Genomic DNA, 20,348 nt, shown 5'->3' on the forward strand with positions numbered 1-20,348 from the left:
TGAGCCAGCCCTCTTATTTTATCCACGATTTTTTCTCAGCTTGTACTAAAAACCATTTATATCATGGCCCACAAGACGTCTACGTTCCTATCTGAAGTTCGTATATATGTCCTTCCTTACCCAGCTCAAAACCCAGTTTTTTAAACAAAGCCTGGGAACGAACGTTACCCTCATCAATATCAGCATAAAAAATATTAATGCCTACGGACTTGGCATAGGTGAATAACAAACCAAGGGCCTCTGTCATAAAGCCTTGCCGCCAGTAGGATTAAGGCACCTCTGAATAATTCTGCACAGCTCTGCGCGAGTGCAGCGGGCTTTCAGAACAAGGCGGTGATGGCAGGAAATGGCCAGCCCTTTTCAACATCGCCAACGACGTTATGAAGGCCTGCGGCCCGCACCCTAAGGGGAATGCCAGAGAACTCCAGCTCAGTGTCGCCGATTTTTGCTGTAGCTGGCTAGAGCGGCAAACCGGCTTCGTGATCTGAAATCCTCTGGCGATCCAGAGCGGGCACCGAATTATTCAGAGGTGCCTCAAGCAGGCAGCCAACCTCACAACTTTGGCCGTTATCACTAAAGCTATGTAAACCACATGTTCCGATTACTTTGCTGCTCTGTCGCTCGACAATCGCCCATTCCAACGATTCACCCGACTGCTCTAACCTTGCCACGCTGTCTAACATTTGCTCGATCATAGCTCTAGATGAAAAAACAGGGTCCGAGGCAAACTGCATGGTTTTAGCATCAGCATAAATCTCGAATAGATCATCGCCATCTGCTTTCTGAATGGTTCTTAGAATAATCCGGGAAGCATACAAGGTGGCTTCATTTTACGTTTCCAGATGCACTGGATGCTGACATAACTCGATAACGGAAGAATATACAGTGCCGGGGCCTTGCCCCGACACTCAATATCGATAACTAACAATAACGACTTAAGCCAGCTTTTTCTCCGTGCTTTGACGATATTGAACAATGTCTTCAATGGTCAATACCGGCATGTTATGCGTACGGCCAAATTCGACCACCTCTGCCGTTTTTGCCATGGTGCCATCTGGGTTGGTTAATTCACATAAAACACCCGCTGGCTGCAAACCGGCCATTTGCATTAAATCGATGGTGCCTTCAGTGTGACCACGACGAGTTAGCACACCACCCGTTCGTGCTCGCAGCGGAAATACATGACCCGGCCGGGCGAGATCATCCGCTTTAGCATGCTCTGCCGCTGCTGTTTTAATCGTCACCACTCTGTCTTTCGCCGAAACCCCGGTGGTCACTCCTGTTTTGGCCTCAATCGAAACGGTAAAAGCCGTTTGATTGGCGCTGTTGTTATTCGCCACCATGGGAGGCAATTGCAAGCGATTCGCCTGCTCATCGGTTAAGCACAAACACACAATGCCACTGCACTCGCGAATCATCAGCGCCATTTGCTCGGTGGTTAAGTGCTCTACCGAATAAATAATGTCACCTTCGTTTTCGCGATGTTCATCGTCTAGCAGTAAAATGCCCTGGCCTGACTGCAAGGCGGCAATGGCGCGCTCAACACGCTGTATTGGGAGGCCGAACTCGGCCAATAAAGAAGACTGATTCATGGTGTTACTCCAAATAAAGACCAGAATCAGGGCAAATTGCGAGCAAAAGGAACGCCACCAACCTGGGTTAGTGTCGCTCTATTCTCTCTCATCCGGACTATTACCGTCGGCTCTGGCCTCTCACCAGATCTGCTGACCTCGATACACGAGCGCTCGCGGGCTCATCCAACCTATGGATATACCGCCGGTGGGGACTTCCACCCCGCCCTGAGAATAATGCTCATATAAATGAGCGCTCGCATAATAAATGTTTCACTAGCATCGCGCCATCCAAGTTGATGATTCCGCTCAGCTATACCGCCATTTTGGGCGGCAGTCTGACGCTGGTGGGCACCAGCACCAATTTGGTGGTGAATGGCCAGTACCAACAGCTCACCGGTGACGATGGCTTTTCCTTATTCTCCATTACACTCATTGGCGCGCCGGTGGCTGTGCTCGGCATGGCATTTATTTGGTGGTGGTTTCCGCGCTGGTTGCCCGACCGAGGCGAGCAGCAAGCGTTTGGTAATTTGCGTGAATTTACCTTAGAAGTCACCGTCGATCCCCATGGCCCGCTGGTCGGTAAAACTGTAGCTCAAGCTGGCCTACGCCATTTAGAGCGCGTGTATTTGGCCGAAGTGGAGCGCCAAGGCGGCACTCTAGTCACGGCGGTGCCCTCGGAAGAGGTGTTGCAAGCGGGCGATCGCTTGGTATTTGCTGGCGATACCCAGGCCATTTCTGATTTGCTGCGTATTAATGGCATTTTGCCCTCGCCCGAAAATGGCCATTCGGCCACGTTAAACCGCGACCGCGCCGAACGCCGCTTGGTGGAAGCCGTGGTATCACCACATTGCGCCGCCTTGGGTAAAAATATTCGCGACGCTAAATTCCGTGATCGTTATGGCGCAGTCGTACTGGCCGTGGCCAGAAATGGCGAGCGCGTCACCGGTAACCTGGGCAATATCCGCCTCAAAGCCGGTGATACCTTATTTCTGGAAGCCCGCCCAGCATTTGTTACCCGCCAGCGTTACAACAAAGATTTTTTATTGGTCAACGACCTTAACGCCGAAGCACCGCGCCATGAGCGTGCGTATTTATCTTGGGGAATTTTACTTGTAGCCGTTGGCTTGGCCGCCGTGGGTGTGCTGTCGATGTTGAATGCCGCATTAATTGCTGCGGGGCTGATGATTTTTACCGGCTGCTGCAGCGTTAATCAGGCCGAGCGCAGCTTGGATTTAACCGTGCTAATCACCATTGCCGCCTCTTTTGCGCTGGGCACCGCACTGCAGCAAACCGGTGTGGCCGAACTGCTGGCCAATGGCATTATCGATGTAAGCGGCGCCACGCCTTGGTTAATGCTGATTCTAACTTACATCGCAGTGTCGCTATTAACCGAGACCATTACCAATAATGCCTCCGCCGTGCTGATGCTGCCCATCGTGTTAGAAATGACCGACAAAGCTGGCCTAGCACATGAGCCGTTTGTATTCGCCATTATGATGGCCGCCTCCGCCAGCTTCGCCACGCCGCTGGGTTATCAAACCAATTTAATGGTCTACGGCCCCGGCGGTTATCGCTTTGCCGATTTTTTAAAGGTCGGTGTTCCGATGAACCTGTTTATTGCCGCTGTGACCTTGAGTTTATTGATGCTGTTTTGGCCGCTGACGCGTTAAGTCGCTTCATCATTCCACTGCGCCATACTGAGTCTGTACCGCTTGCTCAAAGGCTTTGCCGGTGGCCAGTGACAACTCTGCCGGGCTCAGCTCAATAAGCTGCTTGGCCAGCAACGTATTTAAAGCATCAGCATTGGCTGCCCAGACGATCGCCGTTTGATCCCCCGTGGGCAGCAGCACGAAGCGATATTGGCTATCTTGGTCAACGGCGAGTTGATTCAGCAAGGTAAGCACCGCCTCCAAGTCGTACCAGTCGCCCAAGTTGCGTGCCTCTTGCTGGTATGTTTTACCGTTAATACTGGCTTCAAGTTGATAAGGTACGTCATAGGAAGCATCCAGCCCAGGTGGGGTTTCGCTAAATTCCGTCGCGGCTAAATCTGTGCTGTCGACAATGCTGGCCATTAAATAATCATGCTGATTCGGATACACACCGGTCTCGGCATCAAACCAAACACTGTTGCCCATTTCTCGCAAATAATCGATTGCCGTCACAGCGTTATTTAAGTCGTTGTATTCGCCGGGTGGGTTTGGCAGCAAGCCCAGCTCGTTGAGGTAGGCCTGTAAACTGCCGGGCTGTGGAAACTGCACCAAGGTGGCGATTAAAGCCTTTAGCTCAGAGCCTGGCTGCGAGCGAATGTGCCACGCACTTAGGGCATTGGCATCGGCGATGGCGGCCGTGCGATCTTCTCGTAGCTGTTGATACAAACAGCTTTCGATCTCATAGATCTGTACCCCATGCGCCAGATTGCGTTGCCAACCGACACAACTGCCCTCTGCCGGCGGGTTATTTGGCAGGTGGGCATATGGGTCTTGCGCCTGTTTTTGCTTGGCGACTTGCTGCTTGTACCAGTCCGAATCGGTGCATCCCCCTAGCAGCGAGGCCAGTAGCAGTATGAATGCCACCCGGTGTAATCGTTGTGCTGGCATGCATAGTGTTGCTATGCATCTTGTTGGCATAAGTGTTGGAGGCATGAGCGCGTTACGTCCCTGTTTGTTGAGCAGGAACCATAACTCACAATCGGCCTAGCCCCTAGCCCCTAGCCCCTAGCCCCTAGCCCCTAGCCCTGCAGTCTGCATTGGGCCTGAAGGACCCAGAACAGACACCGAATGACTAAGAGGTTTCTTCGGTTTACGACAGATGCGACACAACCAGCTGGGCAGCGCCAACATGCTCTATGCTGCTATTAGTGTGTTGCATCCTGCGGCACAGGGGCAGATTGCTTAGGTACGCCAATGTCCGTCCGCTTATTTGTATGCGCGTTGCTGTTGTTTTCTCAAGCTGCACTGGCTGCCATGGAGGTACGCGTCAGCGATAGCCGCCAGAGTAATATTTATATGGATGCGCTGGTCTGGCTGTTGGACAAGTCGGGCGAGGAATACCAGCTCATCCATACAGACCACCCCACCTCCACGCAAAAACGCAAAGTCATCATGCTACGCCAGCGTGAAATCGATGTTATTTACGCGGGTTTCACCGAAGAGCTGGGCGACGCGCTGCTGGCCATACGCTACCCCATTACGCGTGGTTTGATCGGCAACCGCTTGTTGGTGATTCATCAACAGCAGCAGGCCGATTATGCGATGGTGAAATCATTGCAGGATTTACAACAACATGCGGCATTACTGGGGTTTGGCTGGCCTGAGGTAGCGCTGTTTACCGCCAATCGTATGCCAGTCTACGAAAGAATTTACGACGAAATATTTGTCAGCATGGATCGTGGCCATACCGGCTATTTCTCGCGTGGAATCCTTGAAGTGTACGGTGAATTACACGACAGGCCGGAGCTGACCAACCTAATGATCGAACCGCATATTTTACTGCGCTACCCTTCTGCTGTTTTCTTTTACGTGCACCCAGAAAACCAAGCACTGGCACAAGCACTACAACGCGGGTTTGAACTGGGTTATGAGGACGGCAGTTATCTCACGTTTTTTTATAATCACCCGCTGGTCAAGCAAGCCTTGCAACGCTCTAATTTGCCGAAGCGCTGGGTGATCGATATCGAGCACCCCTGGTTTAACGACATCTACCACAGCATTCCCGCCGATTACTGGCACTCCGATGAGCCGTAAAGTTATTGCTATTATTGCGCTATCAACCCGGCCTCGGTGTTGTATGCCGTCTGACTAACCCCCTATGATGTGGCCAAAGTTATGACGGGAATACAGAACCACCATGAATTCATCGTTTGAGCATGCGCTGGCGCATCATTTAGACACTATTCGACGCAAAGACATCAAGGCTTTTTGTGACACTCTGATTCAAGACGAGCGTCTCACGCTGATTTTACCCAACGGCACCTTAATGCAAGGCTATGATGCCATTGCCGAGTTTCATCAGCACTGGTTTGCAGACCCAGACTGGTCAATGACGCTGGAGCAACTGTCCACAACACAAACGGCAGAGATGGCCAATGCTCTATTTTCTGTGGTGTACGACGATCTCGACCCAGACGGCAAACCCTATCGCTTGCGGTATTTCCTCAGCCTAACCTTTGTGCTCGAAGATGAGCAATGGCGATTGCTGCTCGACCAGAACACCATGCTGCCGGATCACTCAGGCTGAGCGGCTCTGCTGCCAAACAGCCACAACGCTTCAGCAGTAGGGCCGAGAACACCAAGCCCTAGAACCACGGGCCAGAGCAACCGCTGCAGTGACGGCGGTTGGCCTTCACCACCTTCAGTGAGCGTATTTATGTTTCGAATTCTGACTCTGGCCTTTTTTCTATGCACCGCCATCAGCGCTTGTACGTCGGTGCCACTGTCGACCATGGCCAAATTGAGCACCTTTGATTGGCAGGACTTTAATGCCCTGCAAGCCGGTGACATTCAGGTGAAGATCACGGTGCCACAAGGGTTTGAATTGAACATTGAGCGCAGTTGGCTGGGATTCGAGCTGTCGTCCGAGCACAATCACCATAGTGGGCGGTTTGATTTGCAACGCTTGAGTACACAGGCGTCGGTTATCGACGGCGGCCTGTTTGGCTCCGACATCGCCGCCACCACCTATCGCTTGCAGTTGCAGCCCGAGTCACGGCCCGCATTTACTGAGTTGCAAGCGTATTTGCGCCAGCACAAAGCCGATAACGTTATGATTCGTGTGGTGCCCAAAATCAAACGCTACCCGGCCAACGCCGAGTTTGTAAGCGTTTGGATTGATCTGCAGTTATCCAGCCAAGAAGGCTTTTTCACCTTGGTCGATGGCTCACAACTGTCGTTATCGACGCTGAAAGTCCAGCGTGCAAATGCCACTGACAGGGCTAACGAGAAGACGACTCAGGATTTACCTTCGAATTGATCCGCTCGGTGATCTCCTGCAAGCGTGTCAGCGTTTGCAACACGATCGGCAACGCCACCGCAGACTGCACAAAATCAAACGAATAGGTGACGATGGAGAAAATCTCCCCCGTACTGGCATCGGCTTGTGTCGCGGCAAACCACAGGTTAAATGCCAGCATCGACAGCATCACAAAAAATATAATGCCGTACACCACGCTTTCGGTGTCCGACAAGCGCACTTCGTGTCGCCGCATGATTAAAAAATGCTGGGTCACGCGCTTGATATCGCGACTTTCTAAGGCCACCACTTGGCGCTCCGACTGCTCATTTAAATCGCGATTGACTCGCAAAAAATGCCCCGCCGCCAGTGCATAAATAGCAACAATGGCAATGGTCGCCAACCCTGCCGATAAGGCCAATGTGGAGTGAAAAGTGAATAAGATAATCAGCGATACCACCACGTGCACAACCGAGGTCATTGCCTCCGGTGCTTCGGTTTCAAGAAAGTCCACCAGCTCTCTGGCCATCAAGGCACGGGCATTCATTGACGAGATCGGCACCGACTCCGAACGCAAAAACAGCGCTTTATTTAACTCCACGCGAATGGTGCCATAGGCGCGGGTATCGTATACACGCCGCCCGGTGGCGACGATCAACAACGCCGCCAGCACTGCCAGCAAGTAATAAAAAGACTGCCAATCATCCGCCAGCAAGCCATCAATCGACAGCCCGAGCAGCAACGGAATAAAGGCGAATAAGGTGGTTTCCAGTAGCGTCAGTCCCCAAGTGATGGCAACCTTGCCGCGAAAATGCCGAATGATGGCACCGATGGACAGTTTTTTAGTGGAAGTAAGCATGAGTGCGCTCTGTTGGTTAGCCCTAGCCGGACTATATGTGCAAACGCTGCGACCGTCACACCAATGTCACGAAAACGCCACACTCTAGGCAGCTATAACGCTCACAGCTCAGAACAAGGAATGGAGACAACCCTAATGACGACCACTCTGGCGAATGCCACGCGCAAACAATTATGGCTGATGATGTTGCCCCTGCTTACGTTAGGTGGTTGCGGCTCAGATGATGATGACAACGACAACAGCACGCCAGCACCGAAAGCGGGCGAGGCGATGACGCTGAATATCCTGCACATTAATGACCATCATTCACACCTGGAAGAAGACGACCAAACCCTGACCATCGCAGGCCAGGAGACTGAGTTTGCCAGTGGCGGCTTTGCTCGCGTTGCCGCGAAAATGAATGAGCGCGAACAAGCGCTGGATAACGTACTGAAGCTGCATGCCGGCGATGCCATTACTGGTACTCTGTATTTCACCTCGTTTGAAGGCAAGGCCGACGCCGAATTAATGAACCTGGTGTGCTTTGATGCCTTCGCTCTTGGCAATCACGAATTTGACCGCGGCGATGAAGGGTTGAAACTGTTTCTCGATGAGTTAAACCAAGGCAGCTGTAACACGCCGGTACTGGCCGCCAATGTAAAACCGGCCATCGGCACCCCGCTGGCACCGCAAACCGCGACGGACTACATCCAACCTTACGTTATTAAAGAGGTTAGCGGTCAGCAGGTCGGTATTATTGGCATTGATATCGCCAATAAAACCAAAAACAGCTCCAGCCCGCTGGCCACCACCGAGTTCCTCGATGAACTCACCACCGCGCAAGCCACCATCGACGAGCTGCAACAGCAAGGTGTGAATAAAATCGTGGTATTAAGCCACTACCAATACGCCAACGAGGTGACCCTGGCGCAAAGCCTGCGCGGTGTAGATGTCATTGTCGGCGGTGATTCACACACCTTATTGGGCGATTTTTCCAGTTATGGCTTAACCAGTGCCGGAGACTATCCAACGCAAGTGACCAATGGCGATGGCGATAAAGCGTGTGTGGTGCAGGCGTGGCAATATTCGCAAATTGTCGGCGAGTTGAAAGTCGAGTTTGATGGCGAAGGTAAAGTCAGCAGCTGTACTGGCACGCCGCATTTATTGTTGGGAGAGCCCATCGTGCGTGAAGATGACGCGGGCGAAGAGTACAACCCAAGCGGTGATGAACTGGCCGCCATTCAGTCTGCACTGGCCGCTGCGCCGCAATTAAGCCTGGTGACACCCGATGCCAGCGTACAAGCCAAGCTCGACACTTACACCGCTCAGCTCGATGATTTCCGCAACGAGGTGATTGGCACAGCCACGGAAAACCTATGCCTGGAACGTATTCCTGGCCAAGGCCGTAGCACGCTGCCAGATTGTCCGGCAAGCAGCACAGCACAGCGCGGTGGTGATATCGCTAACTTGGTCGCTCAGGCGTTCTTGTATCAGAGCAAAGAAGCGGACGTTGCCATTCAAAACGCGGGTGGCGTGCGCGTGGACGTGCCTGCTGGCAACATCACCATTGGTGATGCGTATACCGTGCTGCCGTTTGCCAACACCTTGGTGAACTTGAACATGACTGGTGCTGAAATTCGCACGGTATTAAATGAAGCCGTCGACTTCGCTCACAACCCAGATGGCTCAAGCGGTGCTTACCCTTATGCCGCAGGCCTGCGCTGGAAAGTCAATATGAACCGCACCGCGGGCAGCCGTTTGTACGATATTGAGGTTAATCCACGCGCCAGTGGTGAATGGCGCCCATTGCAGGATTCTGAATCCCTGCAAGTGGTGAGCAATAGCTTTACCTCCGGCGGTCGCGACGGTTACGCCACCTTTGGTAGCGTCAGCGATGATGGCCGCGCCGAAGACACGTATCTGGATTACGCCCAGTCGTTTGTTGACTATGTGCGCGTTCAGGGCACATTAAATAAACCAGCGACGGATGAGTACTCTACGCAGTCATTTGTACCGGCAGCGCAATAATAAAAACCCCTGGCCGCAATGCGGCCAGGGGTTTTTATTACAATATCGTACCTGAGTTATTGAACTTCAGCGCTCTCTTCAAATTTAAAGGTTAGCGGACGTCCCATTCGAGTTTCTGGGTCATATACTGAAGATCTGACAACAATTGTATAAATGCCTGTATCATTGTCGTAGCTGGCCTCATAGGTATTATACCCGCGTATATTCAGGTCTAAATAATAGTTACCGTATGCACTCACTGCATTACCGGTCAATGTGTGCTCTAAGTACAGTCCTTCGACGATCAGTCGACCCTTTACAATCAGACCAGACCCGTCGTACTGCAAGCCTTCCAGATGATAACTAGGATTAGACATCGAGTGTACCCGCCAACAGCAGTCAGTTGGACCATCAAAATCAATTAGCTCTAAGTTCTTAAAGTCCTCGGCATACGAAGAGCATGAAATAACCACAAAAAAAACAGCAACTATAGAGTTGAAAACTTTCATTCCTTATTCCTCATTGAAAGTGAACAGCCAGTATATTGAAAATCTGTAACCTACTGTTCAAAACCATGTTAAAACGAACCAAATGAGGAGATGTCGCTGTCCACGCAACTTTCACACCGATCTCTATTATCACACTTTTGTAGAAAACAACGACCTCAGTTGACCTTCGAAAAAACGAACTCTAGCAAGTTCAGCTGAGTGCTTATTTTTCACTTGATATATAGTTTCAGACACTGCATGAGTGAGTAAATGACTCCTTATATCCTTTTTTTGGGGAAACATTGCAACCGCGGTTTCTGGCAGCACGGTAAACCCTAAACCTCGCGCCACCGGCTCAAGTATCAACCCGATTTGATTAGAAAACCCAGTCACCGGCAATTGCGATACGGATTCAAACTCACCGAAGTTCGCGCTCAATAAACGCCGGGCATGATAGGCACCGTCCGGATGATTAATAAAACCCAGCTCTAGCAATCGCTGCCAGCTGATTGCTGTCTCTTTGCTGCTCGTCACCAGCAGCAGTGCCTCCTCCGCCATCGGTTGGCACAACAGCTCACCATGGCGCGGCAGCTCAGTCAGTAACCCCACATCGGCCTCACCGGCCACCAGTGCCTGTTCAATGGCGAGATTCGGGGCAAAACGATAATCCACAACCAGCTTGGGGTGTCGCTGCTGCAGTTCAAGGCACTGCGGGTAGAACTTCAGGCCAATGCTACCTGGCGACAGTATGTGCACCACGCCTTCGTCTTCCGGGTCCTCCCGCACGTGCTGCTCCAAGCCTTGCCACTGCTGCAATAGCTGGCGACCACGCTGATACAGCCGCTCGCCGTGATTAGACAGGGCAAACCCTTTGCCCTGACGCTCGAGCAAGGTGTGCCCCAGCTGCTGCTCAAGCTTGTGAATATGCTGGCTAACGCCCGGTTGCGTCATATGCAAGCGCTCGGCGGTGCGAGTAAAGTGATTCACCTCCACCAGCGTACAAAAAGTACGCAGCCAAACCGGGTTAATCATTGTGCTCTGATGTCATGACACCTCTCCTGTCACATGAATAATAACAATGCAAAATCATTATTATCACAAATGATAATTTAACATAATCATAGTCCGCTATTAGCCTGTCGTTGAACTCAAACACACGACCCATAGGTTACTCATATGTCAGCGTATCCACGCACCTTCTCGCACATCGGCATATCCGTGCCAGACCTCGATGCTGCCGTCGAGTTTTACACCAAAGTGCTGGGGTGGTATTTGATCATGCCGCCCACACAGATCGACGAAGACGACAGTGCCATCGGCGATATGTGCAGCGATGTTTTTGGCCCAGGTTGGGGCAGCTTTCGTATTGCGCATCTATCCACGGGCGATCGTATTGGCGTAGAGCTGTTTCAGTTTCCCAACCAGCAAAATCCAGAGAATAACTTCGAGTACTGGAAAACCGGCATCTTTCATTTCTGCGTGCAAGACCCCGATGTGGAAGGGCTGGCAGAAAAAATAGTCGCGGCCGGAGGCAAACGGCGTATGCCAGAGCCGCGCTATTATTACCCGGGTGAAAAGCCATATCGTATGATTTATATGGAAGATCCGTTTGGCAACATTCTGGAAATCTACAGCCACAGCTATGAGTTGATTTACAGCGCTGGTGCTTATTAGAACCTGTTCATATTGTTTGGCTCTGCTGCTGGAAGGCGGTTTTTTCTTGAGCAAGACATGAGGCGTGTGGTTTAGCGGGTTAAATAAGCTGCGAATAACACAGCTCAGGGAAAAACGGCCTCCAGCCCTTCGGGGTCTGACAAAAAGACGAGTCGTTCACAGCGTACCCTTTGGCCACTGGCGCCCCAGCAAACACCAGCGCTACACTGGCTACTATAACTATGAAAAGGGTGTTCGCTGTGAATGACTTTCGCGCCGTTGTGGCTATTTTTATTGCCTGTATCAGCGGCTATTTGTGTATTGATATATTGCTAGAAGCTGTTTCACAACTTCTTTAGCACGATCATCATGCAGGCGGCGTGAAAGAAGGCTCGATACATTGAGAGCTTTCTTTCCCATCGAACCACTAATCGCCGATAATTTCCAAGCCAAGCAAAAGTGCGCTCTACTTTCCAGCGACGGTCGTACCTTCTCAGCTTTCTACCATCTTGCAGCGGCGCTTTTCTCCTGTTTCGACGATGTGGACAAATGAGATCAACGCCCCGTTTCTTTAACGCCATTCGCAGAGGATCAGAGTCTGCCGCTTTATCGTAAATCAAACGCTTCACCTTGCTCTTGCCATAGGAAACATTTAACAAAGCCTCAATCAGATTGACCTCCGCCGGTGACGCTGAGCCAAGTGTCAGCCCGATTGGAATGCCTTCGCCATCGACGACTATCATCCACTTCGACCCCTTACCACGCTTGGTTTTTCCAACACCGAGGCCCCTTTTTTTGCGGGTGCAAAACTACCATCAGAAAACGATTCTTCCCAATTTAACCGCGACTGTTGATCCAGAACGCGAAGAAGCTTACGCCAGGCTTTGACCCATGCACCTTGCTCTTCCCAGTACTGAAGGCGGCGCCAGCAGGTACTCGGTGAAGGATAGCGCTCGGGTAGATCACGCCAGCGCGCACCTGAACGTAAGACCCATAAAATGCCCTCGAAACAGGCTCGATTGCTGATAGGTTTGGGACCCCCTTTGCCACGAGGCAGGCTGGGTAAACAAGGCTCAATGTGTGCCCACTGTTGGTCGGTCAGTTCTGAGGTTGAACGTTTCATGGTGGAGGAGTTGAAGCTGATAGTTTTGATTATTATATCGGACTGAAGGTTATGAAACAGCTTCTAGCAATACATCTTGGATCTGAATGCTGTTTTAGCCGGGGAGAATAACAACGCAGTATCGTAGCGTCTAAAAAAGGCCGACTGTTTTCTAGATCAGATCATGATTCGTAGGTGTGAAAAAAGCGCAAACATTGTCAGTTGGCTTTTCTTACTATGGCATCAAGGTTTGACTCTCAAGCCGACACTCAGGAGCAAGTTATGAAAGCCAGTACCGGGGAGCATTACCGTAAACGCCTAACCCGCGTGGTGGATTACATCTACCAACACATTGACCAGGATTTAGACGTCAATACGTTGGCCGATGTGGCGGCTTTGTCACCGTACCACTTTCATCGTATCTATCGTCAGATCTCAGGAGAACCTGTCAACGTCACGGTACGTCGCTTGCGCCTGCATCATGCGGCTGGGTTACTCATCCAGAGTGACTGGCCAATATCGCGCATTGCCAGCAAAACGGCCTATTCCAGTAGTGAAGCATTTGGCCGGGCTTTTCGTGCTCAGTTTGGAGAAACGCCTGCGGACTATCGTCGTAGCCGCCAGCAGCAGCCAGTCAAACTAGAGCCGTTTATCGCTATGCTGGCACCTCAACCTGAGATGCCCCCTATGTATACCGTTGAAATTACTGAAAACCCAGCAGCTGAGCTGTTAGCCGTTGCCCACCAAGGCTCATACCTAAATATTGGCCAAGCGTTTGAAAAGCTGTATATCTACGCCGCCACTAAGCAGCTATTAGGGCCGACAACCCGTACCCTTGGTATTTATTATCAGGATCCCGACAGTGTGCCAGAAAGTGAATTGCGCTCTCATGCCTGCATCAGTATTAAAGATGCTCAAAGCCATGCCGGTGAAGGTGTCGAAGTGCTATCACTGCCGGGTGGCCGCTGTGCCAGCCTGGTCTTTAAAGGCCCTTATGCTGAGCTGGAAAAAGCCTACTCGTATTTGTTTGGCCAATGGCTGCCCAATAGCGGTGAAGAAATGGCAGACTTTCCAGCATTTGAAGAGTACCTGAACGATCCCAAAACCACGCCGGTTAGCGAACTGTTAACTCGCATCAACTGCTATTTAAAGTAGCTTGATAGACCTTGAAGGGCATCGCCCTTCAGGGGCGCTTGTTTGAATAATTAAAAGCCATGAAGCTTTTGTGGTTTTATTATACTTTGGTCGATGGGCTTATTGTTATATTGTATAGAGGTTATCAAATTTTATGATGGAGTTTTTCTATTTATTAGTAGTTTTAAATAAGCAACCGATTCGTGCTCTGGCTGGTGCCTGAGAATTAGTTTGTTTGGTTTTTCAATTCAATTTTTTTAGCACAAATTTCTTCCACCATGAGAATGGTAATTTCATCCGATTTTAGTCGTGCCAGAGACGCCTAAGCTGTTGCTTGCTCGGTTTCGCTTGATGAAACCATATTGAGTTTTTATCAATAGCCAACAGCGAAGGACTTTGCTATGCCCATTACTCGACTTTCTTTATCCACTGTTTTTATTGTTAACCTTGGATTGGCCGCTGGCGTGCCAGCAGCAATGGCCAAAGATGATTTGCAAATGGAAAGCTTAACTCAGCCAGCAACCCCCAGTATCGCCTGGATTGGTGAGCAAAATATCTCCGCCGGGCCAAAAGACTTCACGCTGAAGTGGAATCTATGGTATGGCGCCAATGGCAGTCGCTGGTATCTGTATCAGGATGGAGAGCAAATCCATCAAGCGGATATCAGCAAAAATAGCCCCAATGCTCAATCTGGCTCGACTCAAGTTACAGTGTCAAAAAACGGAAACTATCGTTATCAAGTAAAACTCTGTGATGTCAGTGCCTCGGGAGAGTTATGTAGCCTCTCGGCAGAGGCCACGGTCAAGGTGGCAGGAGGGCCGACCGATGGTGATGATCTGGATTACAGCGATTGGCCAAAACCACTAAAACAAAACAATCAGGCCTATCAAAATAGCAGTGGTAAACAGGTAGGGGCGTATTTTGTTGAATGGGGCATTTATGGCCGTGACTATCAGGTCGCTGATATTCCTTCCACTAATCTGACCCATCTGTACTACGGCTTTATTCCGGTTTGCGGCCCGAATGACAGCCTTGCCCAAGCCAATCCACAAGGGTATTCCGCGTTGGTCAGTCAATGTGCCAACAAGCAGGATTACGAAGTAGTGGTGCATGATAAGTTTGCAGCACTGGAAAAGAGTTACCCAGGCGATGTATGGGATCAGGAAGTTCGCGGTATTTTTGGTCAACTGTATCGCCTTAGCAATGCCCAGCCAGACTTGGTGATTCTGCCCTCCGTCGGTGGTTGGACGCTATCTGATCCACTGTATGACATAGGTACAGATGCTGCAGCCCGAGACATCTTTATCGACTCTATGATTGCCTTTATTAAAAAATACGACTTCTTCGACGGTATCGATATTGACTGGGAGTTTCCAGGCGGTGGCGGCGCTAACCCGGCGTTAGGCTCTCCTCAAGACGGTGCGGGCTTTGTGGTGTTGATGAAAGAGCTGCGCCAAGCACTGGATGCGCTCAGTCAGGAAACTGGCCGTAATTATCAATTAACCGCTGCGATGAGCGGCGGGGTAGAAAAACTGTCTCAGGTTGATTGGGAGCAAGCCGCGCAATACATGGACTACATCAATATCATGACTTACGACTACTACGGGGCTTGGAATGGTGTGCTGGGCCATCAAACAGGTCTTTATGCTGCGCCCGATGCGGCCATCGACGGCTTTAGCGCGCATGATGCGGTGCAACACTTGTTATCCCGCAATGTGCCAGCAGAAAAAATCGGTCTAGGCGCTGCTATGTATGGCCGTGGTTGGAAAAATGTCAGCGGCGGTCAGCCTGATGATCCATTTTCTGGTACGGGTGGAGATGGTATCAGCGGCTCATGGGAAAAGGGCATCGAAGATTACAAAGTCATCGAGCAAAAATACATGGGTGGCGTCGATGGCACAGGCATTGATGGTTTCCAGTTATTTTGGGATGACATCGCCAAAGCATCGTATTTATGGAACTACAGCGCCGGCACATTAATTACCTTTGATACGCCACGCTCGGTTAAAGCTAAGGGGCAGTACGTTCGAACGAATAATCTCGGTGGCATTTTTGCCTGGGAAATTGATGCTGACAACGGCCATATTCTCAATGCGATGCATCAAGGCCTGGGCCATAGCCAGGTTGGCCAATAATTTTAACAGCGGGCCGCTAGAGGTTCATTTGAGGTTTCCTCTAGGGCCCCAGGGAGAGCGATAATGATTCGACAGTTATTATTAGTTGCTTTAGCCGCTATCAGCAATGTGACTCAAGCTAACGATGAGAACTGCAAGCCCAGCGGTTTGTATTCAACACCAGACACACCAGTACCTTATTGCAGTGTTTATGATCAGGACGGGCGTGAGCAGCTAGGCACTGAGCATCAACGCCGTATTATTGGCTATTTTACCAGTTGGCGGCATGGAAAAAATGGCCAGCCGAGCTATTTGGTTAAGGATATTCCTTGGCAAAAAATCACGCACATTAACTATGCCTTTGCCCATATAGATAACAATTATCGGTTATCGATAGGCAATGTAGCTAACCCGGAAAATCCCGCTACGGGAATGACCTGGCCTGGGGTTTCTGGTGCAGAAATGGACCCGGCGTTGCCATATCAAGGCCACTTTAACTTGTTAACTCAATATAAACGTCAGTATCCGCATGTGAAGACGCTGATCTCTGTCGGAGGTTGGGCTGAAACTGGTGGTTTTTTTAACGAGCAAGGGGAGCGTATTGCCAATGGCGGCTTTTACTCCATGACCACCAATGCCGATGGAAGCATTAATGAAATAGGTATTCAGGCATTTTCTGAATCAACCATAGAATTCCTTCGCCGCTACAACTTTGATGGTGTGGACATTGATTATGAATACCCCAGTTCTATGCAAGGTGCCGGTAATCCGGACGACTATGGCTTTAGCGATGCTCAGCGTAAGAATTTGTGGCGCTCTTATCAGGCATTGATGAAGTCTTTGCGTCAGACTCTGGACCGCGCTTCCGTTGAAGATGGCAAGCACTATTTACTGACCATAGCGTCGCCTAGCTCCGCCTATCTGCTGCGTGGTATGGAAGACTTTGACGTGGTGCAGTACTTGGATTTTGTCAATATCATGAGTTACGACCTACACGGTGCTTGGAATCACTACGTCGGCCATAATGCGGCTTTATACGACACCGGTGATGACCTGGAACTGCAGGAAGGCAAGGTCTATAGCACACCACAGTATGGCAATATCGGCTACCTCAATACCGACTGGGCAGTGCACTATTTCCGCGGAGCCATCGCTGCCGGGCGCATCAATATAGGTGTGCCGTATTACACTCGCGGTTGGCAAAATGTGCAAGGCGGAACTCATGGCTTGTGGGGTAAGGCGGCATTGCCCTCGCAAAGTGACTGTGCGCCAGGTACCGGTATTTCAACACCGTGTGGATATGGAGCACTGGGCCTCAATAATTTATGGCACGACAAGGATACTAATGGCGCTGAGATAGGCGCGGGCTCCAACCCTATGTGGCATGCCAAGAACCTACAGCAAGGTATTGTGGGCTCTTATTTAACAGCTTATGGCTTTCCAGCTGATGCGCAACTGGCTGGAGACTATCAGCGTTATTATGATGATATCGCCCAAGCGCCTTGGCTATGGAATGCAGAGCAAAAGGTATTTTTGTCCACCGAAGATGAGCAGTCCATGGCGGCTAAAGTACAGTATGTTATCGATCAGGGAGTGGGTGGCATTATGTTCTGGGAGCTGGCCGGTGATTATGATTGGTTGCCAGGTCGTCAGGAATATTTTATCGGCGATAGCCTAACAACCACTGCCTACAATGCCTTTCGTGATGCAACGCCTTATGAGGTGGTCGCAGCGGATAATGTCGAGCTGCCACAGCAGGTGGTTTCCTTGAGTTACGACTTTGTCGGCTATAAGGTGGGCGACAATAATTATCCATTAAATCCCACACTCAGGTTAAGTAATAGCGGCGAGCAAACGATCCCCGGTGGCACCCAAGTAGAATTTAATATGCCGACTGCGACCTCTAGTGTTATTAATGATCAAAGCGGTATGGGACTTACCGTTGTCTCAGATGGCAGCAATGCCGCCGGTGGTAACCAAGGTGGACTAGAAAACAATTTTCACCGTGTGCGGTTAACCTTGCCTGGCTGGAAGACTCTGGCCGCTGGCGATAGTGTTGATATCACGATGAACTATTATCTGCCTGTCCCTTTGCCTAATGGCATGCGTGTGTTAGTCGGTGATCATGCTTACGGTACACGTCAGGAGTATCCATTATTGCCGATAGCAGATCTAAATGGTGGAGATGACGGCGATGGAAATGGTGACGGTAGCTGTAATGTCGATGGTATACCCGCTTATCCAAACTGGCCGCAAAATGATTGGTCGGGCAAACCTAACCATGCAGCGACAGGCGATAAAATGCTGCATGAGGGAGTGATTTATCAGGCTAATTGGTGGACTCAGAGCGAACCCGGTTCGGATGGCTCGTGGAAAATGGTGTGCAAGCTATAAATTGAGGGACAGGGCCATTAGGGCTGAGATCTTTCAGCCCCAATGGTTATGACATTGCTTGGCTATAGCACAACTTGCTTGCGCGCAATTTCGCGGCCATAGCCCCCCACCAGAACCTGTTTGACCTTGTTATCTTCAGTCACTACCTGGGCCGTCAGCATGGAGGTGCAGTTCATCGCTTTGCCTTGCTCAAAGGTAAAATGATGGCTGCCATCACCGGTATAGACATGCTTATTTAAATAACAGGCCAATGCACCAGTTGAGCTGCCAGTGGCAGATTCCTCGGGGATACCAACTAACGGAGCAAAGTTTCGACAGCTGGCGGTTAGGTCGCCGTCTTGTAATAGCTCAAAGGCATGGAGACCAACCAGTGAATGTTGTTTGCAAAATTCACTCAGACCTTTGTTATCAATTTGAATCTTATCCAAATAACCTTCAGGTACAGCAACGAAGATATCGGTTAATCCGGTCGTAATGATTTCTATCGGTAGCTGAGTAGAGGCCAGTACCGAGGCTTGAATACCCATTAGCTCGGATACTTGCTCGTAAGGCAGTGTACCCAAGTAATCAGGGCACCTTTGTTGCATTACGATACGGCCATCAGCTTCTATGGTGACTGCTAGCAAGCCCGCTTTGGTATATTGTGTATACCGTCCTGGCGTTAGCTGGCCAAGGTTATATAAGGTGGCGAATACTGCCAAGGTTGCATGGCCACAAAAATCGACTTCATCAGTGGGGGTAAAGAAGGAGACTTCCATGTCGGCGCTGTGATGCTGCGAGACAAAGGCTGTCTCAGAGAAACCTATTTCTTTGGCAATAGCGAGCTTGTCGGCATCCGACAGTATATCGGCATCGAATACCACACCAGCTGGGTTGCCGCCTGTACCTTTACAGTCTTTTTGGGGGCCATCTGTGTTCTGGCTGGTAAAGGCGCTTACTAAGAAAACTTCAATCTCCATTGAAATCGGTGCCTCGTTGTCGGTCAAATGACTCATTTAATGATATGTTTGTCATGCTCTATAAGTTTATGAAGTAAAGGATTCCCAATGAAAACTCCACCAAAGATAACTGTACAGCCGAGTATCGAAACCAGTCGACTGGAGATTAAACCATTTGAGCTTGCAGATGCACCTTCTGTGCAGAAATTGGAGGGTAATCCTAATGTCTCTAAGACCACATTGAATATGCCCTACCCCTATGAGGATGGCATGGCAGAGCAATGGATTGCTAGCCATTCAAAACACTGGCAGGCTAGAACCAGTGCTGCCTTTGCAATCAAACTAGAAGCTGTTTCACAACTTCTTTAGCACGATCATCATGCAGGCGGCGTGAAAGAAGGCTCGATACATTGAGAGCTTTCTTTCCCATCGAACCACTAATCGCCGATAATTTCCAAGCCAAGCAAAAGTGCGCTCTACTTTCCAGCGACGGTCGTACCTTCTCAGCTTTCTACCATCTTGCAGCGGCGCTTTTCTCTTGTTTCGACGATGTGGACAAATGAGATCAACGCCCCGTTTCTTTAACGCCATTCGCAGAGGATCAGAGTCTGCCGCTTTATCGTAAATCAAACGCTTCACCTTGCTCTTGCCATAGGAAACATTTAACAAAGCCTCAATCAGATTGACCTCCGCCGGTGACGCTGAGCCAAGTGTCAGCCCGATTGGAATGCCTTCGCCATCGACGACTATCATCCACTTCGACCCCTTACCACGCTTGGTTTTTCCAACACCGAGGCCCCTTTTTTTGCGGGTGCAAAACTACCATCAGAAAACGATTCTTCCCAATTTAACCGCGACTGTTGATCCAGAACGCGAAGAAGCTTACGCCAGGCTTTGACCCATGCACCTTGCTCTTCCCAGTACTGAAGGCGGCGCCAGCAGGTACTCGGTGAAGGATAGCGCTCGGGTAGATCACGCCAGCGCGCACCTGAACGTAAGACCCATAAAATGCCCTCGAAACAGGCTCGATTGCTGATAGGTTTGGGACCCCCTTTGCCACGAGGCAGGCTGGGTAAACAAGGCTCAATGTGTGCCCACTGTTGGTCGGTCAGTTCTGAGGTTGAACGTTTCATGGTGGAGGAGTTGAAGCTGATAGTTT

Annotated in this window: 19 protein-coding genes, 3 pseudogenes and 1 riboswitch; of the genes and pseudogenes, 10 read left to right on the top strand and 12 right to left on the bottom strand. The window is 50.4% G+C overall.

The window, feature by feature from the left end:
• Positions 1-79: 79 nt before the first annotated feature.
• The 3 genes and pseudogenes from CHH28_RS20475 to ribB all read right to left on the bottom strand — a co-directional run.
• Positions 80-256 (bottom strand): annotated as a pseudogene (locus tag CHH28_RS20475) (GNAT family N-acetyltransferase); the annotation flags it as partial.
• A 202-nt stretch (positions 257-458) separates the two neighbouring features.
• Entirely contained in the window at positions 459-818 is a 360-nt protein-coding gene (locus CHH28_RS02565; protein ID WP_199243987.1) for a GNAT family N-acetyltransferase, read from the bottom strand.
• 117 nt (positions 819-935) lie between these two features.
• On the bottom strand, positions 936-1,592 hold the full coding sequence (gene ribB / locus CHH28_RS02570; protein ID WP_094058836.1) for a 3,4-dihydroxy-2-butanone-4-phosphate synthase: 657 nt from the start codon (positions 1,590-1,592) through the stop codon (positions 936-938).
• Positions 1,593-1,668: 76 nt separating this feature from the next.
• Positions 1,669-1,811, bottom strand: a riboswitch (FMN riboswitch).
• Positions 1,812-1,852: 41 nt separating this feature from the next.
• On the opposite strand from ribB, the gene CHH28_RS02575 reads away from it, so the two are divergent.
• Positions 1,853-3,244: an SLC13 family permease gene (locus CHH28_RS02575; RefSeq protein WP_420093158.1), complete on the top strand. Its 1,392-nt coding sequence runs from the start codon at positions 1,853-1,855 to the stop codon at positions 3,242-3,244.
• Positions 3,245-3,253: 9 nt separating this feature from the next.
• Here CHH28_RS02575 and CHH28_RS02580 read toward each other — a convergent pair whose 3' ends face one another.
• Positions 3,254-4,171 (bottom strand): hypothetical protein, encoded by a 918-nt coding sequence (locus tag CHH28_RS02580; RefSeq protein ID WP_094058838.1) that lies wholly within the window; start codon positions 4,169-4,171, stop codon positions 3,254-3,256.
• Between the two features lie 306 nt (positions 4,172-4,477).
• On the opposite strand from CHH28_RS02580, the gene CHH28_RS02585 reads away from it, so the two are divergent.
• The 3 genes from CHH28_RS02585 (at position 4,478) to CHH28_RS02595 (ending at position 6,542) form a co-directional block, all read left to right on the top strand.
• Positions 4,478-5,317, top strand: a complete 840-nt coding sequence (locus CHH28_RS02585; protein WP_094058839.1) for a hypothetical protein — start codon at positions 4,478-4,480, stop codon at positions 5,315-5,317.
• Between the two features lie 103 nt (positions 5,318-5,420).
• Positions 5,421-5,810 carry a YybH family protein gene (locus tag CHH28_RS02590; RefSeq protein ID WP_094058840.1) on the top strand — a complete coding sequence of 130 codons (390 nt, stop codon included), beginning with the start codon at positions 5,421-5,423 and terminating at the stop codon, positions 5,808-5,810.
• 129 nt (positions 5,811-5,939) lie between these two features.
• Positions 5,940-6,542: a hypothetical protein gene (locus CHH28_RS02595; RefSeq protein ID WP_094058841.1), complete on the top strand. Its 603-nt coding sequence runs from the start codon at positions 5,940-5,942 to the stop codon at positions 6,540-6,542.
• Here the strand turns inward: CHH28_RS02595 and CHH28_RS02600 are convergent.
• Positions 6,505-7,380, bottom strand: a complete 876-nt coding sequence (locus CHH28_RS02600) for an ABC transporter six-transmembrane domain-containing protein (RefSeq protein WP_094058842.1) — start codon at positions 7,378-7,380, stop codon at positions 6,505-6,507. The two genes, CHH28_RS02595 and CHH28_RS02600, sit on opposite strands and share 38 nt — an antisense overlap.
• Before the next feature lie 135 nt (positions 7,381-7,515).
• Here CHH28_RS02600 and nadN point away from each other — a divergent pair, with 135 nt between their 5' ends.
• The gene (gene nadN, locus CHH28_RS02605) at positions 7,516-9,387 is read left to right on the top strand and encodes an NAD nucleotidase (protein WP_094058843.1); all 1,872 of its coding nucleotides are present in this window, start codon (positions 7,516-7,518) and stop codon (positions 9,385-9,387) included.
• 56 nt (positions 9,388-9,443) lie between these two features.
• On the opposite strand, the gene CHH28_RS02610 is transcribed toward nadN, so the two are convergent.
• Positions 9,444-9,875 carry a hypothetical protein gene (locus tag CHH28_RS02610; protein WP_094058844.1) on the bottom strand — a complete coding sequence of 144 codons (432 nt, stop codon included), beginning with the start codon at positions 9,873-9,875 and terminating at the stop codon, positions 9,444-9,446.
• A gap of 129 nt (positions 9,876-10,004) precedes the next feature.
• Positions 10,005-10,886 (bottom strand): LysR family transcriptional regulator, encoded by an 882-nt coding sequence (locus CHH28_RS02615; protein ID WP_094058845.1) that lies wholly within the window; start codon positions 10,884-10,886, stop codon positions 10,005-10,007.
• Between the two features lie 144 nt (positions 10,887-11,030).
• Between CHH28_RS02615 and CHH28_RS02620 the strand changes: the two genes are divergently transcribed.
• Complete coding sequence (locus tag CHH28_RS02620; RefSeq protein WP_094058846.1) at positions 11,031-11,528, top strand: lactoylglutathione lyase family protein; 498 nt, start codon at positions 11,031-11,033, stop codon at positions 11,526-11,528.
• A 323-nt stretch (positions 11,529-11,851) separates the two neighbouring features.
• Here CHH28_RS02620 and CHH28_RS02625 read toward each other — a convergent pair.
• Together CHH28_RS02625 and CHH28_RS20480 are read right to left on the bottom strand one after the other, a co-directional pair.
• Positions 11,852-12,280 (bottom strand): annotated as a pseudogene (locus tag CHH28_RS02625) (IS5 family transposase); the annotation flags it as partial.
• Complete coding sequence (locus CHH28_RS20480; protein WP_094058567.1) at positions 12,247-12,630, bottom strand: transposase; 384 nt, start codon at positions 12,628-12,630, stop codon at positions 12,247-12,249. The gene CHH28_RS20480 and the pseudogene CHH28_RS02625, both read right to left, overlap by 34 nt.
• A gap of 261 nt (positions 12,631-12,891) precedes the next feature.
• On the opposite strand from CHH28_RS20480, the gene CHH28_RS02635 reads away from it, so the two are divergent.
• From CHH28_RS02635 to CHH28_RS02645, 3 genes are all read left to right on the top strand, one after another.
• On the top strand, positions 12,892-13,764 hold the full coding sequence (locus tag CHH28_RS02635) for an AraC family transcriptional regulator (protein ID WP_094058847.1): 873 nt from the start codon (positions 12,892-12,894) through the stop codon (positions 13,762-13,764).
• A gap of 380 nt (positions 13,765-14,144) precedes the next feature.
• On the top strand, positions 14,145-15,878 hold the full coding sequence (locus CHH28_RS02640; protein WP_094058848.1) for a glycosyl hydrolase family 18 protein: 1,734 nt from the start codon (positions 14,145-14,147) through the stop codon (positions 15,876-15,878).
• Between the two features lie 63 nt (positions 15,879-15,941).
• Positions 15,942-18,251 (top strand): glycosyl hydrolase family 18 protein, encoded by a 2,310-nt coding sequence (locus CHH28_RS02645; protein ID WP_094058849.1) that lies wholly within the window; start codon positions 15,942-15,944, stop codon positions 18,249-18,251.
• 62 nt (positions 18,252-18,313) lie between these two features.
• Here CHH28_RS02645 and CHH28_RS02650 read toward each other — a convergent pair whose 3' ends face one another.
• Entirely contained in the window at positions 18,314-19,246 is a 933-nt protein-coding gene (locus CHH28_RS02650; RefSeq protein ID WP_233243721.1) for a PhzF family phenazine biosynthesis protein, read from the bottom strand.
• A gap of 51 nt (positions 19,247-19,297) precedes the next feature.
• Here CHH28_RS02650 and CHH28_RS02655 point away from each other — a divergent pair, with 51 nt between their 5' ends.
• Entirely contained in the window at positions 19,298-19,558 is a 261-nt protein-coding gene (locus tag CHH28_RS02655; RefSeq protein WP_094058851.1) for a GNAT family N-acetyltransferase, read from the top strand.
• On the opposite strand, the pseudogene CHH28_RS02660 reads toward CHH28_RS02655, so the two are convergent.
• Positions 19,544-19,972, bottom strand: a pseudogene (locus CHH28_RS02660) (IS5 family transposase); the annotation flags it as partial. The gene CHH28_RS02655 and the pseudogene CHH28_RS02660 sit on opposite strands and share 15 nt — an antisense overlap.
• The gene (locus tag CHH28_RS20485; RefSeq protein ID WP_094058567.1) at positions 19,939-20,322 is read right to left on the bottom strand and encodes a transposase; all 384 of its coding nucleotides are present in this window, start codon (positions 20,320-20,322) and stop codon (positions 19,939-19,941) included. The pseudogene CHH28_RS02660 and the gene CHH28_RS20485, both read right to left, overlap by 34 nt.
• Positions 20,323-20,348 lie beyond the last annotated feature (26 nt).

It is taken from the genome of Bacterioplanes sanyensis, assembly GCF_002237535.1.
Classification (GTDB): Bacteria; Pseudomonadota; Gammaproteobacteria; order Pseudomonadales; family Oceanobacteraceae; genus Bacterioplanes; species Bacterioplanes sanyensis_A.

Bases quoted from the DNA above. Each gene is read 5' to 3' on its own strand.
- ribB (WP_094058836.1), bottom strand. From the start codon at position 1,592: ATGAATCAGTCTTCTTTATTGGCCGAGTTCGGCCTCCCAATACAGCGT.
- CHH28_RS02580 (WP_094058838.1), bottom strand. From the start codon at position 4,171: ATGCCAGCACAACGATTACACCGGGTGGCATTCATACTGCTACTGGCC.
- CHH28_RS02585 (WP_094058839.1), top strand. From the start codon at position 4,478: ATGTCCGTCCGCTTATTTGTATGCGCGTTGCTGTTGTTTTCTCAAGCT.
- CHH28_RS02590 (WP_094058840.1), top strand. From the start codon at position 5,421: ATGAATTCATCGTTTGAGCATGCGCTGGCGCATCATTTAGACACTATT.
- CHH28_RS02595 (WP_094058841.1), top strand. From the start codon at position 5,940: ATGTTTCGAATTCTGACTCTGGCCTTTTTTCTATGCACCGCCATCAGC.
- CHH28_RS02600 (WP_094058842.1), bottom strand. From the start codon at position 7,380: ATGCTTACTTCCACTAAAAAACTGTCCATCGGTGCCATCATTCGGCAT.
- nadN (WP_094058843.1), top strand. From the start codon at position 7,516: ATGACGACCACTCTGGCGAATGCCACGCGCAAACAATTATGGCTGATG.
- CHH28_RS02610 (WP_094058844.1), bottom strand. From the start codon at position 9,875: ATGAAAGTTTTCAACTCTATAGTTGCTGTTTTTTTTGTGGTTATTTCA.
- CHH28_RS02615 (WP_094058845.1), bottom strand. From the start codon at position 10,886: ATGATTAACCCGGTTTGGCTGCGTACTTTTTGTACGCTGGTGGAGGTG.
- CHH28_RS02620 (WP_094058846.1), top strand. From the start codon at position 11,031: ATGTCAGCGTATCCACGCACCTTCTCGCACATCGGCATATCCGTGCCA.
- CHH28_RS20480 (WP_094058567.1), bottom strand. From the start codon at position 12,630: ATGAAACGTTCAACCTCAGAACTGACCGACCAACAGTGGGCACACATT.
- CHH28_RS02635 (WP_094058847.1), top strand. From the start codon at position 12,892: ATGAAAGCCAGTACCGGGGAGCATTACCGTAAACGCCTAACCCGCGTG.
- CHH28_RS02640 (WP_094058848.1), top strand. From the start codon at position 14,145: ATGCCCATTACTCGACTTTCTTTATCCACTGTTTTTATTGTTAACCTT.
- CHH28_RS02645 (WP_094058849.1), top strand. From the start codon at position 15,942: ATGATTCGACAGTTATTATTAGTTGCTTTAGCCGCTATCAGCAATGTG.
- CHH28_RS02650 (WP_233243721.1), bottom strand. From the start codon at position 19,246: ATGAGTCATTTGACCGACAACGAGGCACCGATTTCAATGGAGATTGAA.
- CHH28_RS02655 (WP_094058851.1), top strand. From the start codon at position 19,298: ATGAAAACTCCACCAAAGATAACTGTACAGCCGAGTATCGAAACCAGT.
- CHH28_RS20485 (WP_094058567.1), bottom strand. From the start codon at position 20,322: ATGAAACGTTCAACCTCAGAACTGACCGACCAACAGTGGGCACACATT.